25 protein-coding genes and 1 pseudogene are annotated in these 13487 nt (G+C 38.8%); 18 read left to right on the forward strand and 8 right to left on the reverse strand.

The features are described from left to right. The 3 genes from C3Y93_RS03005 to C3Y93_RS03020 all read right to left on the reverse strand — a co-directional run bounded on the left by C3Y93_RS03005 (position 1) and on the right by C3Y93_RS03020 (position 1611). The gene (locus C3Y93_RS03005) at positions 1–291 is read right to left on the reverse strand and encodes a hypothetical protein (protein WP_104852035.1); all 291 of its coding nucleotides are present in this window, start codon (positions 289–291) and stop codon (positions 1–3) included. 3 nt (positions 292–294) lie between these two features. Beyond that, positions 295–1209 (reverse strand): ORF6N domain-containing protein, encoded by a 915-nt coding sequence (locus tag C3Y93_RS03010; protein ID WP_228153780.1) that lies wholly within the window; start codon positions 1207–1209, stop codon positions 295–297. Between the two features lie 201 nt (positions 1210–1410). Beyond that, the gene (locus C3Y93_RS03020) at positions 1411–1611 is read right to left on the reverse strand and encodes a helix-turn-helix domain-containing protein (protein ID WP_104852037.1); all 201 of its coding nucleotides are present in this window, start codon (positions 1609–1611) and stop codon (positions 1411–1413) included. A gap of 111 nt (positions 1612–1722) precedes the next feature. Between C3Y93_RS03020 and C3Y93_RS03025 the strand changes: the two genes are divergently transcribed. Both C3Y93_RS03025 and C3Y93_RS03030 read left to right on the forward strand, forming a co-directional pair. Then, complete coding sequence (locus C3Y93_RS03025; RefSeq protein WP_104852038.1) at positions 1723–2382, forward strand: LexA family protein; 660 nt, start codon at positions 1723–1725, stop codon at positions 2380–2382. A 49-nt stretch (positions 2383–2431) separates the two neighbouring features. Further along, positions 2432–2680 carry a hypothetical protein gene (locus tag C3Y93_RS03030; RefSeq protein WP_228153781.1) on the forward strand — a complete coding sequence of 83 codons (249 nt, stop codon included), beginning with the start codon at positions 2432–2434 and terminating at the stop codon, positions 2678–2680. Here the strand turns inward: C3Y93_RS03030 and C3Y93_RS03035 are convergent. Next, positions 2670–2849 carry a hypothetical protein gene (locus C3Y93_RS03035; protein ID WP_104852040.1) on the reverse strand — a complete coding sequence of 60 codons (180 nt, stop codon included), beginning with the start codon at positions 2847–2849 and terminating at the stop codon, positions 2670–2672. The genes C3Y93_RS03030 and C3Y93_RS03035 overlap by 11 nt on opposite strands. A gap of 212 nt (positions 2850–3061) precedes the next feature. Here C3Y93_RS03035 and C3Y93_RS03040 point away from each other — a divergent pair, with 212 nt between their 5' ends. The 12 genes from C3Y93_RS03040 to C3Y93_RS03100 all read left to right on the forward strand — a co-directional run bounded on the left by C3Y93_RS03040 (position 3062) and on the right by C3Y93_RS03100 (position 8417). Then, positions 3062–3493 (forward strand): hypothetical protein, encoded by a 432-nt coding sequence (locus tag C3Y93_RS03040; RefSeq protein ID WP_104852041.1) that lies wholly within the window; start codon positions 3062–3064, stop codon positions 3491–3493. Beyond that, positions 3483–3713, forward strand: coding sequence for a hypothetical protein (locus C3Y93_RS03045; RefSeq protein WP_104852042.1), 231 nt, complete (start codon positions 3483–3485; stop codon positions 3711–3713). The genes C3Y93_RS03040 and C3Y93_RS03045 overlap by 11 nt, the downstream gene beginning before the upstream one ends. Positions 3714–3885: 172 nt before the next feature. Further along, on the forward strand, positions 3886–4206 hold the full coding sequence (locus C3Y93_RS03055) for a hypothetical protein (protein WP_104852044.1): 321 nt from the start codon (positions 3886–3888) through the stop codon (positions 4204–4206). 4 nt (positions 4207–4210) lie between these two features. Further along, positions 4211–5233, forward strand: a complete 1023-nt coding sequence (locus C3Y93_RS03060) for a hypothetical protein (RefSeq protein WP_104852045.1) — start codon at positions 4211–4213, stop codon at positions 5231–5233. A 10-nt stretch (positions 5234–5243) separates the two neighbouring features. After that, positions 5244–6110, forward strand: a complete 867-nt coding sequence (locus C3Y93_RS03065; protein ID WP_104852046.1) for an AAA family ATPase — start codon at positions 5244–5246, stop codon at positions 6108–6110. Then, positions 6107–6535 (forward strand): hypothetical protein, encoded by a 429-nt coding sequence (locus C3Y93_RS03070; protein ID WP_104852047.1) that lies wholly within the window; start codon positions 6107–6109, stop codon positions 6533–6535. The genes C3Y93_RS03065 and C3Y93_RS03070 overlap by 4 nt, the downstream gene beginning before the upstream one ends. Positions 6536–6551: 16 nt before the next feature. Beyond that, complete coding sequence (locus C3Y93_RS03075; protein ID WP_104852048.1) at positions 6552–6923, forward strand: hypothetical protein; 372 nt, start codon at positions 6552–6554, stop codon at positions 6921–6923. A 16-nt stretch (positions 6924–6939) separates the two neighbouring features. Next, complete coding sequence (locus C3Y93_RS03080; protein ID WP_104852049.1) at positions 6940–7137, forward strand: hypothetical protein; 198 nt, start codon at positions 6940–6942, stop codon at positions 7135–7137. Positions 7138–7215: 78 nt separating this feature from the next. Further along, the gene (locus C3Y93_RS03085) at positions 7216–7545 is read left to right on the forward strand and encodes a hypothetical protein (RefSeq protein WP_104852050.1); all 330 of its coding nucleotides are present in this window, start codon (positions 7216–7218) and stop codon (positions 7543–7545) included. Continuing rightward, positions 7542–7841: a hypothetical protein gene (locus tag C3Y93_RS03090; protein ID WP_104852051.1), complete on the forward strand. Its 300-nt coding sequence runs from the start codon at positions 7542–7544 to the stop codon at positions 7839–7841. The genes C3Y93_RS03085 and C3Y93_RS03090 overlap by 4 nt, the downstream gene beginning before the upstream one ends. After that, complete coding sequence (locus C3Y93_RS03095) at positions 7834–8151, forward strand: hypothetical protein (RefSeq protein ID WP_104852052.1); 318 nt, start codon at positions 7834–7836, stop codon at positions 8149–8151. Before C3Y93_RS03090 ends, C3Y93_RS03095 begins: the two co-directional genes overlap by 8 nt. Further along, a complete protein-coding gene (locus C3Y93_RS03100) occupies positions 8151–8417 on the forward strand; it encodes a helix-turn-helix domain-containing protein (RefSeq protein WP_104852053.1) in 267 nt (88 codons plus the stop codon). Before C3Y93_RS03095 ends, C3Y93_RS03100 begins: the two co-directional genes overlap by 1 nt. A gap of 7 nt (positions 8418–8424) precedes the next feature. On the opposite strand, the gene C3Y93_RS03105 is transcribed toward C3Y93_RS03100, so the two are convergent. The 3 genes and pseudogenes from C3Y93_RS03105 to C3Y93_RS03115 form a co-directional block, all read right to left on the reverse strand. Further along, on the reverse strand, positions 8425–9687 hold the full coding sequence (locus tag C3Y93_RS03105; RefSeq protein WP_104852054.1) for an integrase family protein: 1263 nt from the start codon (positions 9685–9687) through the stop codon (positions 8425–8427). Between the two features lie 399 nt (positions 9688–10086). Next, positions 10087–10287 (reverse strand): annotated as a pseudogene (locus tag C3Y93_RS03110) (I78 family peptidase inhibitor); the annotation flags it as partial. A 237-nt stretch (positions 10288–10524) separates the two neighbouring features. Continuing rightward, positions 10525–10830: a DUF4298 domain-containing protein gene (locus C3Y93_RS03115; RefSeq protein ID WP_104852056.1), complete on the reverse strand. Its 306-nt coding sequence runs from the start codon at positions 10828–10830 to the stop codon at positions 10525–10527. A gap of 265 nt (positions 10831–11095) precedes the next feature. Here C3Y93_RS03115 and C3Y93_RS03120 point away from each other — a divergent pair, with 265 nt between their 5' ends. From C3Y93_RS03120 to C3Y93_RS14255, 4 genes are read left to right on the forward strand one after another with little or no spacing between them, the layout of a single operon-like run. Further along, positions 11096–11449 carry a hypothetical protein gene (locus tag C3Y93_RS03120; protein ID WP_004973479.1) on the forward strand — a complete coding sequence of 118 codons (354 nt, stop codon included), beginning with the start codon at positions 11096–11098 and terminating at the stop codon, positions 11447–11449. A 5-nt stretch (positions 11450–11454) separates the two neighbouring features. Beyond that, positions 11455–11874: a hypothetical protein gene (locus C3Y93_RS03125; protein WP_104852057.1), complete on the forward strand. Its 420-nt coding sequence runs from the start codon at positions 11455–11457 to the stop codon at positions 11872–11874. Beyond that, the gene (locus tag C3Y93_RS03130; protein ID WP_096901592.1) at positions 11871–12320 is read left to right on the forward strand and encodes a hypothetical protein; all 450 of its coding nucleotides are present in this window, start codon (positions 11871–11873) and stop codon (positions 12318–12320) included. Before C3Y93_RS03125 ends, C3Y93_RS03130 begins: the two co-directional genes overlap by 4 nt. A 43-nt stretch (positions 12321–12363) precedes the next feature. Continuing rightward, positions 12364–12501, forward strand: a complete 138-nt coding sequence (locus tag C3Y93_RS14255; RefSeq protein WP_158660382.1) for a hypothetical protein — start codon at positions 12364–12366, stop codon at positions 12499–12501. A gap of 489 nt (positions 12502–12990) precedes the next feature. Here C3Y93_RS14255 and C3Y93_RS14260 read toward each other — a convergent pair whose 3' ends face one another. After that, entirely contained in the window at positions 12991–13152 is a 162-nt protein-coding gene (locus C3Y93_RS14260; RefSeq protein WP_004973471.1) for a hypothetical protein, read from the reverse strand. Between the last annotated feature and the right edge of the window lie 335 nt (positions 13153–13487).

Here is a 13487-nt window from a genome sequence, read left to right on the forward strand (position 1 = left end):
TCAATCCTCCAAAATCGCTTCAAGGATTTCGTGAACCCATTGCTCAACAACTTCTAATGGCGCACCATTTTTAATTGCATCCAAAGCCATGATTGCGCTATCACCAACGGATGCAAGGCGGAAGCTTGAGTCCAATTCGGCACGCTCCAGTTTGTCGTGCGCTGTTGCAATTTCACCAACAAGAAGAAGCATGTCGTGCTTATCCATTGCTTCAAAATCATCAGCATTTGGATCAGTCAGGGCGCGAGATAAAGCAGATAATTGGCAAATTGTTTTAGATGGTAATTTCATGCTTTATGCTCCGCGAATTGAAGAAAGATTGATGTTGTAAACCGCTAACCATGCGTCCTTGTGATATGAGTTCACGCTGCCATAGTTGGCATCTTCGGCTTTTTGGATTTCTAGGCGATTGGTTTTGCTGTAGCGGCGGAGTTCGTATGTGTCATACGTGCCACCAGTAAGTGCTTGAACCTTTTTGATGGTTGCAAAGCTTTGCGATTCATCCACCAGTGCTTCTAGTTTTTCAGCCTTGCGCTTGTACTTGGATGCTGTAGCCATTGCAGATGCTTCACGACGACTACCGATTTCTGATTTTGTTGCGATAGCGTGATCACGCTCTTGAATGGCAAGTTGCTTTGCCTTGTACTCATTCGCCCATGCTATTGCTGCTTCGGCTGGATCGGCGAAGTTCGGTAATGCTGGAAGGTATGATTTTTCCTTTACTGAGAAATAAACTTCTTCCAATTGCTCGAAAATATCCCAAGCTTGATCCGTGTCGAGAATCTTGGCGTGACGTGCTGCACCTTTTTCAGTCCAGAGGGTTAAAGATCGAGTATTTGGACTGAGTACCTCAAAGTCACTCAGTGAGTTTTTTAAGGTGCGAAGCTCATCACCTTCAACTTTGAAGAAATGCTTGCCATCAATAAAGCGTTCTGCATTACGCATATGGTTTTTGCGAATGTTTACTGGATCGGTTCCATAAAAACCTGCCATTTGCTCAGTGGTCATCACTGGCAATGATTTGTACTGGATAACCGATGTTTGTTTATCGGCAACTTGGATTGTTTGTGTTAATATTGGCATGTTCATATTGGGTAGCTCCTTAATGAACGTTTGGCTCATCTGTTCCAGCAGATGGGCTTTCTTTTTGGTGTACCAAAGTGCCCGCAGTACACTTTGACCGATTACGCGCTCTTGCCATACGCTCATACTTAGCATCCTCAGCTAGTAGGGCTTTCGCTATGACTTCACGCATCCAGCTACACGTATCTTGCTCGTTGGTTTCACTGGCAACAGCGATTGCATCAAGCATTTCATGTGTAAGTTTGATAGTTTTTGGAACGGTGTATTTCCCGCCCAAGTACCCTTTTTCGATTGCTTCTTTCAAATCATCGACTCCCATGTTTCCACCTATGCCGCAGGACTGTGTGAGCAGTGTTTTTTCCACAGGCGCTCTAAGCTTTTGCCCAAGTCATACCCGATCCGTTTTCCACATAAGCCGTTTTCAAGGTTGCTTACATAGTTTTGCGAACATTTAATTTCACTGGCGATCTGGGTTTGAGTGAGACCCTTTTCTTTTAAATCCACAATCATGGATTGCCATTGATTCATATCAACCTCCGATATTTTTAACCAATATATAGTTTTTCCGATATTTATACAATAGCCAAACCGATTGGTTTTTGTATCACAATTCCGATAATGGTTATAAAGGAGAAGCACATGGCTACTCTTGGCGAAAATTTAAGAAAGATACGCAAAGCTAAAAAGATGACTCAGGCTGTCTTGGCGCAAAAATCAGGCGTAAAGCAGTCTGTAATTTCAGACCTTGAAACTGGTAATGCTAGAAATACAGGCTTTGTGGTTGAGCTTGCTACTGCGCTCGGTGTCACTGCGGAAGAATTAAAGAAAGGTGTGGATACAGCTGATCTTATTACAAGTAATGTCGCCGCAATTAAGCCAAACATGGCTCCTGTTCTTTCTTGGGTGCAGGCAGGCGTATTCACCAATGTTCAGGCTGTAGATATGTCGCAGGTCGAAGAATGGCTTCCGCTTCCAGATGACTGTGAGGATTGTTTTTATTTAAAGGTTCAAGGTTTAAGCAACTACCCTACTTTCCATGAGGGCGACTACATCCTTGTTGATCCGCATGTGCAATATTGTGATATGCAGTCTGGTGATCTGGTTGTTGTTAGAAAACACGATGATGCAACATTTAAAAGATTGGTAATCGAAACTGACGGCTCACGCTACTTACAAGCACTTAATCCTGACTTTAAACCAAACATTATTCCACTTGATGAGGAGTGTGTATTTGTTGGTGAAGTGGTGGATTGCATTCGCTTCGTTTACCGAGCCAAGAAAAAACCGCGCAAGAATTAAAAATAAAAGCCGCATACCCGAGCGGCTCTTGGATCGGGTGGAGAAAATAGTGAAGTTTAGAGATGATATGCCTGAAAAGTATAAGTCTAAGATTATTAATGTTGGGTATCTTGGTGAAAGCCCTGAGCATAAATGTCGCCTTGAGATAGACTTTGAAAATGGCATGAAATTGACAATTTATGATGTTTCAGAGCAAGTTTACCGAGAAATGAATTCTTGCAAGTATGGATGGGAGTATTATTTTGCCAAAAGCATTTACCCAAACTACAACAACCAAATAGAGATGATTAAGAACTAGAGTTAAGCCATGCTAGAGCATCTTTTAGTTGTTTAATTTCCTCATCTGGATTTATTCGACCCACCTTTTGGTGGTTTTCAGACCACTCTAAAATAAAAGATTTGAGTTTCATTGACTCAAGTTTTGATATTGCTGATTCAATAGCTGAAATAGCCTTGCCTTTATCCATAACAAACCCCAAACAACCCATCCCTGTGATGGGTTTTCTTTTGTCTATTAAAACATAAAGTATAACTCAAAAATAAAAATTATCGGTTTTTCTATAATTTTATCGGTTTGCCTATTGACTAATAATATCGGTAATGCGATATTTAGCCCCGTAAACAACAAAAAGCCCGCAGACGTTCAAATCAGGCGGGCTTGCATATAGCGAGGTCAATTATGAATACAAAAGTTAATGAAGGCAAGTTGATTAGCGGTTTAGATATTCCGCGGTTGGTAAGAGAGGAAGTTGGATTTCAATTTAGAACCCCTCCTAATGGTAGCTACCAAGGTGGTAGTTGGGTTGATTTTCGTCTTGATGAACATGAAGAGGAGTTCACGATTGGAGATCTTATTAATCCTCGTTATGAATTCCGCCTCAAGCCTCGCACCATCACCCTAAACGGAATTGAAGTGCCTGCATCAGCAGAAGATAAGGATTATCGCCATCAAGGTATTTGGATTCTTAATAGCTTGGAGCCTAAAGAATATGGCTATGTAGTTTTGGATATTACTGACGAGCTGCCTAGATACTGGTGGCGCACCGAAGAAGAAATAAAGCAAGTCGTTGCTGCCCTTCGCCAAGTATTCGGAGGCAGCCATGACAACTGAATCGAACACTTCTCAAAACAAGCTAGTCGAAACGCTAATTAAGCGCCAAGACAAAAAACGCTTCGTTTCTAAGCTTAAAAGCTTTGCTTCAAATGCTGCCGCATCTGCGCTGATTGCAGTAAGTACATTCATCTTTTTTGGTGTTGGTTTAAAGGCTTGTGAGGCTGAACAAGTTTCACAGGTGAAAGCAGCTAAGGCGCATCAGGAGGCTATGCGATGAGCATCCAGGCACCTACGTGCGGATGTGGTCGCACTGCAAGTAAACCACATCAATTTCACGGCAAGCCAAACGTGCTGATCTGGGTTTGCAGTGAAGGTCACTCAACACGCATTACCTACTGTTCTGAAAACACCTTGAAAGCAATCAAGGAAATGTTTAACGAGGTGGCAGCATGAACGCATCTGTTGAAACGCTGATCTTGCCGTTGCTTAACAGCTTCGGCACAGAGCTTGAGAAAGTCTGCATCACTGGCGACCTGCTCAAGCGTTTAAAGCATCAGCAGCAAGGTTTTTGCCGTGAATACAAGTCGGCAAGCTATGTAACAGACAACAAGACAAATCTTAATTTCGTAGTCACAGAAAATGAAATAAAGCTCACTTGTCAGTTTGTTGAGTTTCGCGGGCCATCACTGCCAAAAATTGAAAAACCAAAATACGTTGTACCAGTGCATCTGTCGGATATGTACCCATCGCATCGACGTGCGGGAGATTAAAAAAATGAAAAATGAATTACAAGTAATTGAGCAAAATGCAATTGCTCAAGCGTATGCAAAGCGTGGCGGCACAGATGAATTGTTTGATCGAATCGCGCAAGAAGCTCGCTCATTTGTACCAGATGTGACTACTAAGAAAGGTCGTGATGCGATTGGCTCACTTGCTATGAAGATCAGTAAATCAAAAACGCTGATTGAGAAATACGGCAAAGAGCTTGTTGCTGAGCAAAAAGCGCAAATCAAGTTAATTGATGATGACCGAATTTCAGTTGTTAAAAAATTTGATGAACTTCGCAATGAAATTCTTGCACCGCGTGATGCTTGGGAGCAAGCGGAAAAAGATCGCGTGGCGAAGCATGAGCATCACATTGCAACTATCCGCATGGTCTCTGCCTTAGCAACCGCGGCTGATAGCGAGTGGACTGCATCAACAATTAAAGAAGCTATTGAAACGCTTGAAAACAGAGTGATCGACTCATTATTTGAGGAATTCGAGCAAGAGGCAAAAATTGCGAAACTTGAAACACTGGAAGCATTACGCACTGCCCTTGCCAACCGTCAAAAATACGAAGCTGAACAAGCAGAATTGGAGCGCCTTCGCATCGCAGAACAGCAACGCATTCAGCAAGAACGTGAAGCACAAATTGCTCGTGAAGCTGCTGAAAAAGCTACTCGCGAAGCAGAAGAAAAAGCACGTTTTGAAGCTGAGCGTGTGGAGCGTGAAAAGCTTGAAGCAGAACAGCGCGAAGCTCTATTAAAAGCTGAAAAAGAAGCTGCGGAATTACGTGCACAGCAAGCTGCTGAAAATGAACGTAAGCGCATTGAAGCAGAGCAATTTGCTCAAGCTGAGGCAGCGCGAAAAGCAGAAGAAGCTCGATTAGCTGATGTTGAGCATCGTCGCCATATTAATCGTGAGGCGCTGGAAGCGATTAAAGGTATTTGCCCTGATCTAACTGAGTCCCAACTTAGAGAACTTGTTGGCGCAATTATTAGCGGCTTGATTCCGCATGTTTCAATCAAATATTGAGGTTAGAAAAATGAGCGAAATATTTGTATTTACAAAAGCAGAGCGAAAAAAAGCAAAGCTAAAACTCAACCTAAATGGGCCATCAGGCAGTGGAAAAACCTACAGCGCACTTCAAATGGCTGCTGGTCTTGGTGAAAAGATTGCTGTTATTGATACAGAAAATGAATCTGCATCTTTGTACGCATCGGAGTTTAAATTTGACACCTTGCCTTTGCGCCCGCCCTACTCTCCAGAGCGTTTTGTTGGTGCTATCCAAGCTGCATATAACATGGGTTATGAGGTGCTGATTATTGACAGTGCATCGCATGAGTGGATCGGTACTGGCGGGTGTTTGGAAATAAACGATAAGGCAGCTGTACGCTTTAAAGGTAATACTTGGTCAGCATGGTCTGAAACCACACCTAAGCACCGTAAGTTCATTGATGCAATGTTGCAGACTGATATGCACATCATCACAACAACACGTGCCAAAACAGAAACTGTGCAAGGTGAAGGTAAAAAGATTCTAAAACTTGGCATGAAAGCTGAGCAACGCGACGGATATGAGTATGAATTAACTGTGGCGCTAGATGTTCTGCATGAAAACCATGTAGCGGTACCTACAAAAGATCGTACGAAGCTATTTAATCCTGAGGGTGAAGTTATTACCCGCGAAACAGGTAAGCGAATTTTGGCTTGGCTGAATGATGGTCGCTCACAAGAAGAAGCTTTGCTTGAAGCATACCAAGAAGCTGTTGAGCGCATCGGCAATACTAAAGATATTGCAGAACTCGGGATTATCTACACGCAATTCAGGGGTACTGAATACGAGCAACAGGTTGCAGATCAATGCAGAGGTAAGAAAGCGGAATTGGTCGCAGTGGGTGGCACAGCATGACCGAGCATATCAATACAATTTCTCGCTTACCGAATGAGCTATGCCCTGCATTTATGGAGTGGTGTGTTCGTGGTGGGCATGAAATCAAAATTAAAAAAGACCGTGTTGTTATCCGAAAAGGTGCGAAAACTGGTGAGATATTTGCAAAGCGCGGTCAGATTCAACCGAGTTATGTAATGAGTGACTACATGATCGAGCGCTTTAAGTTGTTCAGCATGCAGTGGCTCAAATACGGCAAATCTTTTGTGAATGATCTGGACAATTCGATGATGTCTAAATTTGTGGAAGTGCATCGTCAGATTAACTTGGCGAAGGTGAAAGTACTTTTGAAGGCAAATGCGACTTGCATGGACTTACTGAGTTCAAAGCCTGTCAATCTGGCAAACATCACTGTGTTAAATACTGTCAACGTACTAGCCAATTAAGAAAGGAGGCTTAAAAATGTCTGCACATTTACCAGGACAATCCGTTTCTATTCACGATGATGAATGGGGAACATTTTGCTACACACACCACGATATTAAGGCTACTCACCGTATTTGTTCAGAAGCCGATAGCTTTGGTGCTGAATATTACAACATGTGTGATCAATGCTGGAATGAGCATCAAGCAGCGATTCAAGCCAAAAAAGAAGATCCTGAGCAATGGGAATGCTGTAGGAAATGCGGAAATCATGTTCCTTATTTGAGTTCATATCGTGATCCCGATGAGGGCATGTGTGGGCCAGTTTATGAAGCTTGCCCTGATTGTGTTTCAAAGTTTTATCAGAGCTATGAAGATGAATGTGAATGGCTTGATGACGAATATTATTAAAGGTTGAGGTGGCGTGATGGAAGTGCATGAAAAGCGAAAACTTTTAGAAGCGATTGATATTTTGATAAAGCGCCCTGCTCAAGCTGATGAAACAACATTAGGTAATGCAATAGGCTACTTCACAAAGCTTGTGGAAGATTTAACTCAAGGTCAAATAACCTTACTTCCAGTGCAAAAACAGCAATTAAAAAACGCTATTGAAGAAATAGCTTAATAAATATTTCGAGCAATTATTTGCGCAATTTCAACCATAAATCAGGGTTTTGCGCAGATGTTTGCTCAGGAGAGTTTGATGGAAATTCAAAACGAAAAAGAGGCGTTTGAAGCGTGGTTTGAATCACGCTATGACGCCCATTTTATGCAGTTTGCGCTCGATCTAGACTTTTATGTTGATAAGCACACTCAAACCTGTTGGGAAGCATGGCAAGCAGCCAAAGCCCAAGCCATTCCAGATGGGTTTGTTTTAGTGCCTAAAGAGCCGACGGATAAAACGATTGCCCGCATGATCAACACACCCATTGAGGTTAATTTGCTTTGCGATCATGCAGATATTTTTCTTTCTGAAGGTGAGGCTTATATAGCTTACCAAGCCATGATCGAAGCACAGGAGCCAGCCAAATGAAAATGAATGCACCAATTAAAATTGAAATGAAGGTTTATGCGATTGAAGAAGAGTCTGGGCAGCAAGCAGTTGTCACCATGTCACTTCCTTTGGGCCAATATCCTACTCGAACAACATTAGAGTCTATCTTTAAGCAAGCTCAAGATGCTTTACCTGAAGGCTTTCGCGTGATGGATAAATCTGAATTCTTTAATGCTTATCTTCAGGAAGAATATGGAGTAACCGAAAAGTTTGCAACTCCTGGATCTCGTGAATTCACAGATGAAGTTATTGAGATGGAGCCAACCAATGACTGAAATCCAACAAACAAATATTGCAGTAGCAAATTTCATCATCGGCGAACTACACAAAGAGAAGCCGTTTAATTTGGTGTTAGATGCAGGTGAAACAGGCGCTCTTTATGAAATAGCGGTTGATATGCGTCATTTAAATTCTGATTTTGTTGAATGGGTTATCAAGGTCACAAAGAGTAGAAAGGTTGATGGTACTGGAATCATTATCCGTGTGCAAAAACACTTTGTGCATCCACTCTACAACATGCTTGCTTTATATATTAACAAGCATGACCAGTATGGTGTGGTTAAAGCTTTGGGAGAGGTGTCGTGATGGCATTAAAAAACTTGGATTCAGTTGCTGAATGTAAAAAACAGCAATTACTTGAAAGTTTTATAGCTGCTCCAAATGATCAAAATTTTGGTCAAGAAGTGGTGGCGCTATATTTGGGTTGCTCCCCTTGGACACTGGCACGAATGCGCTGCGATGGTTCTGAGTTGCCCTATACGAAAATTGGACGACGCATCGCCTATAAAAAACGTGATGTGCTCGCCTACGAAAAAAGCCGCACAACAACGTGCACGGCTCAGTATGTATAAGGCAGGTCTATCCTGCCTTAATTTGTTTTAATCGCTCATCCCAGACACTTTCATAATTAAAACAGTCAATTTTGCCCTGATAAACAGCTTCAACCATGTTCATTGAAGCCCTGAGTTCTTCCATTGGAATTTGCACATATCCACCAGTCACATCAACACGTGGCCTAGCAGTATGATTCAATAATCGCTTGGTCACGTAAATATTGAATCGAAGTAAATTGCAAATCGTGGCAAAAGTACGTCTAAAATCGTGCATTGAAACATAGAAATCCACCTGATCACCTATGACTCTTAGAATCCGATCAACACAGGTGGCATGGATGTTTGCTGACGTTGGTATTTTTGTCGCAGGAAAAACCCAATCGTTCTCGCGTAATAAGTAACGGTCTTTCAGGATTGATAATAGATGGTCACCTATGGGAAACCAATGGTCAGCGCCATTTTTTGTATCCCTAAACACAACAGTTCCATCTTTAAAATTGATGTCAGTCCATTTCAGCTTACAAACTTCCTGACGACGGCAACCCGTATACATTGTGAATAAAAGTATATCTCGATGTGTGTTAGATCGAGCAGTATTTTCTAAATTCAGTTCATCCTGGTAATTCAGAACGGCATTGTAATATTTGTGAATAACCTCTTTATCTAAGTGCCTTTCACGACGCTCAATTTTATTCCAGCCCTTGGTTACAGCAATAACATCAACAGGATTTGTGCGCAGGATTGGATCCTCATCACTTGAGTACAGCACATGCATATATTTCCACAACGTACCCAGTAGCGATACAGCACCATTGGCAGATGAAGGGCTCAACTTAGTTACTTCAATAAATTTATCCAGGACTTCACTTTTGGTGATTTCAAATAATTTTCTATTCGACCAGCGCAAATACAAATTGAAGTACTTATTATATTGTTTGACTGTTTTTGGCTTGAAGTCATTTTTGCTTAGATAAATATCCAATGCTTCTTGCACTGTAATATCAAGTGGGTTATTAACAACTTGTTTTTTAGATGGCTTTACATACTCACCATTGGCAATTTTAGCCAAAATGGTTTGTGCTTTTGCACGAGCGGACAAGGTAGAAATCTCATTAGTTTTACCTAGTACTACCCTGTACAGTTCCCCTGCATTTCGTCTTTCAATGATATAGGATTTTGATTTGGTGGTAGCCCGAACAGCAAAGCCAATTAACTCACTATCCCGATAAATTTTTTGACCTGATGTCGTCAATGGAATAGCATCAACATTGGACTTGTTGAGTTTCATATTTAATACCAGATACCTTGAACAGTACTGATTTAAGCATGTTTCTCAACAGTCTACAAATAATCTACAAGTAAAAAAGTGACACTATAAAACCTGCAAAATACCAACATAACAATTTGTTTTTATTAGACTTATAAAAATAAACTCTCCACAATGGTTCTATAGAAAAAGTAGAATCCACCTAAGCGTGTCGATATATTCAAGGCTTGCATCAATGTATATTTCCTTGATTTTTCAAACACATAAATAAGTGCATTTCTAACCTGATCTAAAATTTTATGACAACCGATATATTAACACTGTAGTCCTTTAATTTTGAGTGATTGGCTGATTAAAACGCAAAACCCTGAAAATCAGAGCAAATTTTCAGGGTAATATTGAGAAAATTTCTTAAAATTTTTAGCCGCAAGAAGCTTGTATAATAATTTTAGTTTTCGGATCGACCACCACAGTGACTCGATTCATACGATAATCCATTGTTACAGGCTGACCTGGTGCAACCATTCTCACAATTTCAGCTCGGGTAAGCGCTTTAATTTGTGTTTCAGTCAAACCTGTTTTACCAACTAACTGCGCAGCAGATTCTAGGACACAATTTTGCATGGTCTGTGGCACCTGAGTTTGTTCATTGATAGGCTGATTACTACACGCAGCTAAAGTTGCCACACTTAAAACAGCCAAAACACTATATAACTTTTTCATGTTGATACTCGTTTTTAATTTCTTCAAACCAACTCAAAATAACATAACTGATTAAATATGCAGTAAATTTACTGAATAAAACTGTGATGATAGTTTTATTGATCAAAATAAATTAGATGTAAGTTTGGATTAAGTTTAATTCTCAATCACACTTAAACTCAGTTTCATCCAATCAATTGCCTGTTGGCGACGCTCTTCTAAAGCATTCCATAGCGTATCTTGCGATAATATAGAATATTCCCCTTCGCGGCAGCTAAGTTCAGGCGCATTTTCATAGTCCTCAAGCCATTGTTCACTTTGATAATAGGCCTGTAATTTTTGCCAGAGCTTTTCTGCAGCTTGCCATTTTTGCTGCGCTTCTCGCATCTGTCGATGTAAATCATGCCATTGCTCATATTGTTGCTGTAAAACCTGAGCATCGTACATTTTATTTTTACTCATAGCTGAAATTCAAAAATTAAGATGACATGAGCGTACAATAATTCAAGATCAAGGAATGTGAGTGTATGTAGGTTTTATTTAAAGAAACATATATTGCTATATTTTTTTGCATTAATTTTTAAAAAAGACAATTCCTGATTTATTTAGTCAACTTTAGCTTCATTACTTTCAGTAAAATTTAGTATAAAAGTGTAATTCCATCTTTTTATCAAAAGTTAAAGTCATTAGTATAAGTTTGCTTCAATTTTTTAGAAAAGGTACAAAAATGAAATATATTTTAGGGGCAACATTACTTGCATTCGGTTTAATGGGATGTAACTCAAATTTAAATAATGAAGTGAGCCAAGAAAAAGTACAAAGTAATGCACCTGCAGAAACACAAGTTATTTATTTTAATGGCCCACAAGATTTAACCATTGAATTAAAATCTTCAGATAATTTTGAAACTGCAGAAATGGTAGATAATTCAGACACAGTTTATCATTTAAAACGTGCTGTATCTGGTAGCGGTATTTTACTGAGCAATGATGATGGTGTATCTATTCACTTTAAAGGTGGTGAAGGAGTACTTGAGTTAGTCAAAGATCAGCCTATTAATATTACTGAATTTAAAAAATAGATTTTTTGCTGATTTTAGGCATACATAAGGACGAAAGTAATAATACTATTGGTAATTACATAGTCGAAGGCACCAAGCCATCAACTAAAGATAAAGTTATTAATGTTGAAACACAATATTATGAAAATCCAGGACATCATGACTTGAAAGATGGAAATATGCCTTATAACTCTACTAAAGCAATAATTCCTGACAATCATGTAAAATTATGGGAAAACAGTGTAAAAATTGATAGTGATCCAAAAAATAGATGGGCAATTGAAAATAAAGATGGGAAGGTCATTTATCATAGGTTTCAAAATGATGGTAATGGCAATTTCCATTGGAATGGTTCGACAAAAGGTATTACGTCCTCAGGAAAGGAACGAAATATCAAGATTTCTGATGTCCCTTCTGACTTGATAAAAATGGTAGATAGCAAATGAATAGAATTGGAAACGATCAAGTTTTTATAGAGTTTGATGGAAATTATCAGAATAGTAATTTCATCCCATTGCGTTTATGTATTGAGGGGGAGTATCTAGGAACTTTAGACTCTCCTACTTATGTGACTAGCTTTATAAATTCACTAAAAAACTTACTAAATGATAATTACTATTATAGCAATGTGATAAATGATGAAAATTGTAAAAAATTTTTCTATCCTAAAGGTTTATTATCTGAGAATTACAGAATCACTTTAGAAGAAACCTTTGATGATTTCAGTAAAAGGGCAGCAAGGAATAATAATACTATTTATTTTACTTGGTTTTTATATGAAGATCATTTTTTTGAATACAAAGATAACATTGTAAATAAGGTAATTTTTTCTAAATGTAAAAGTCTAGATTTACTCAATTTAATAGATGATTTTCTTGAAGTAATTAATTAAGGGGCTGTAGTCGATAAGGCTAAATACCCACCAAAATTAGGAGATGACAACAGCACTCAATGGTCTTTCAGCAGCGATTAGTACAGGGATGGTAACGGTTGCGAAGAAAGGTGGTGGTATTGTTATTGATACTGCTAAAAGTACTAAACGTATTTTAGAGCCTGTAAATTATTTTGTGTAAGTTCGATTTTTTAATCGATCATCGAACGTAATCGTAAATCAGTTCATCGCTAAATGATATAAGTAGCGCTGTTGTGCAATACTGGCATTTGAATACTTTTTATGAGGTTCATTCTTCTTGTAATTCTATTACTGAATAAACCCTAAGTGGCCGACTTGGAATAGGAATGAGTGGTAGGGAACGAATAGGAATAGGTGGTAGGTTTATGCAGGAATATGCACCTTATTTTGATCTTTATAATAAAGGTCACTTTTGTACATAAAAATAATGACTTATCTTAATAAATACTGCGCTAGTCTAAATTTTAGACAAAAAAAATCCCACATGGGAATGTGGGAAAACTAAGAAACTACAGCTATGTTTCGTTCATTTATTTTATCGTCATCTGACCGACAAACAGTGGCATAAAATTACTTTTTTAAGTCTATTTTTCACCTTTAACATATCCCATTGGATCCGCATCGAAGTATACGATTTACACCTAGATTATTATTTCCGATCTAACTCTACTAGACCCTGTCTTGCTTCTGTAATGATCAGCTGAATTTCTTCATTTTGCTTTCTCTTTTGTTCAAAATACACATAAATGCCTAGAGAAAATCCCACAGCTAAAATGATCAGCGTCATCATGATAATTGCATTATGATTCATTATATTTAGCCCCTTTAAACTTCCTCACTATTGTGAGATGCAAGGACTATACACAGCAATAACAAAAATGCTCAATTCTAATAAAGAAAATACACTGTTTTTTAATTTTATCTAAGAAAAACACTTTATTATTTAACAATATAATAAAAAATAAAATGTAAGACATATTCAAAAAATACGTTAAAATTCAATTATATTTTGTTCTATCTGTCATGATTATATTTTTAAGATATTTTAATTAATTTTCTCTCTATCTCAATTATCAGTCTGTTAAAATAAAAATTGATCTAAAAAACATAAGCTTATTTAAGCCATTACAGCCCGTTTGAAAAATG

The organism is Acinetobacter sp. SWBY1 (assembly GCF_002946595.1).
Classification (GTDB): domain Bacteria; phylum Pseudomonadota; class Gammaproteobacteria; order Pseudomonadales; family Moraxellaceae; genus Acinetobacter; species Acinetobacter towneri.

Bases quoted from the DNA above. Each gene is read 5' to 3' on its own strand.
- C3Y93_RS03085 (WP_104852050.1), top strand. From the start codon at position 7,216: ATGGAAATTCAAAACGAAAAAGAGGCGTTTGAAGCGTGGTTTGAATCA.
- C3Y93_RS03100 (WP_104852053.1), top strand. From the start codon at position 8,151: ATGGCATTAAAAAACTTGGATTCAGTTGCTGAATGTAAAAAACAGCAA.
- C3Y93_RS03040 (WP_104852041.1), top strand. From the start codon at position 3,062: ATGAATACAAAAGTTAATGAAGGCAAGTTGATTAGCGGTTTAGATATT.
- C3Y93_RS14255 (WP_158660382.1), top strand. From the start codon at position 12,364: ATGACAACAGCACTCAATGGTCTTTCAGCAGCGATTAGTACAGGGATG.
- C3Y93_RS03095 (WP_104852052.1), top strand. From the start codon at position 7,834: ATGACTGAAATCCAACAAACAAATATTGCAGTAGCAAATTTCATCATC.
- C3Y93_RS03055 (WP_104852044.1), top strand. From the start codon at position 3,886: ATGAACGCATCTGTTGAAACGCTGATCTTGCCGTTGCTTAACAGCTTC.
- C3Y93_RS03060 (WP_104852045.1), top strand. From the start codon at position 4,211: ATGAAAAATGAATTACAAGTAATTGAGCAAAATGCAATTGCTCAAGCG.
- C3Y93_RS03070 (WP_104852047.1), top strand. From the start codon at position 6,107: ATGACCGAGCATATCAATACAATTTCTCGCTTACCGAATGAGCTATGC.
- C3Y93_RS03025 (WP_104852038.1), top strand. From the start codon at position 1,723: ATGGCTACTCTTGGCGAAAATTTAAGAAAGATACGCAAAGCTAAAAAG.
- C3Y93_RS03065 (WP_104852046.1), top strand. From the start codon at position 5,244: ATGAGCGAAATATTTGTATTTACAAAAGCAGAGCGAAAAAAAGCAAAG.
- C3Y93_RS03005 (WP_104852035.1), bottom strand. From the start codon at position 291: ATGAAATTACCATCTAAAACAATTTGCCAATTATCTGCTTTATCTCGC.
- C3Y93_RS03115 (WP_104852056.1), bottom strand. From the start codon at position 10,830: ATGAGTAAAAATAAAATGTACGATGCTCAGGTTTTACAGCAACAATAT.
- C3Y93_RS03020 (WP_104852037.1), bottom strand. From the start codon at position 1,611: ATGAATCAATGGCAATCCATGATTGTGGATTTAAAAGAAAAGGGTCTC.
- C3Y93_RS03105 (WP_104852054.1), bottom strand. From the start codon at position 9,687: ATGAAACTCAACAAGTCCAATGTTGATGCTATTCCATTGACGACATCA.
- C3Y93_RS03075 (WP_104852048.1), top strand. From the start codon at position 6,552: ATGTCTGCACATTTACCAGGACAATCCGTTTCTATTCACGATGATGAA.
- C3Y93_RS03120 (WP_004973479.1), top strand. From the start codon at position 11,096: ATGAAATATATTTTAGGGGCAACATTACTTGCATTCGGTTTAATGGGA.
- C3Y93_RS03035 (WP_104852040.1), bottom strand. From the start codon at position 2,849: ATGGATAAAGGCAAGGCTATTTCAGCTATTGAATCAGCAATATCAAAA.
- C3Y93_RS03010 (WP_228153780.1), bottom strand. From the start codon at position 1,209: ATGAGCGTATGGCAAGAGCGCGTAATCGGTCAAAGTGTACTGCGGGCA.
- C3Y93_RS03045 (WP_104852042.1), top strand. From the start codon at position 3,483: ATGACAACTGAATCGAACACTTCTCAAAACAAGCTAGTCGAAACGCTA.
- C3Y93_RS03090 (WP_104852051.1), top strand. From the start codon at position 7,542: ATGAAAATGAATGCACCAATTAAAATTGAAATGAAGGTTTATGCGATT.
- C3Y93_RS14260 (WP_004973471.1), bottom strand. From the start codon at position 13,152: ATGAATCATAATGCAATTATCATGATGACGCTGATCATTTTAGCTGTG.
- C3Y93_RS03080 (WP_104852049.1), top strand. From the start codon at position 6,940: ATGGAAGTGCATGAAAAGCGAAAACTTTTAGAAGCGATTGATATTTTG.
- C3Y93_RS03130 (WP_096901592.1), top strand. From the start codon at position 11,871: ATGAATAGAATTGGAAACGATCAAGTTTTTATAGAGTTTGATGGAAAT.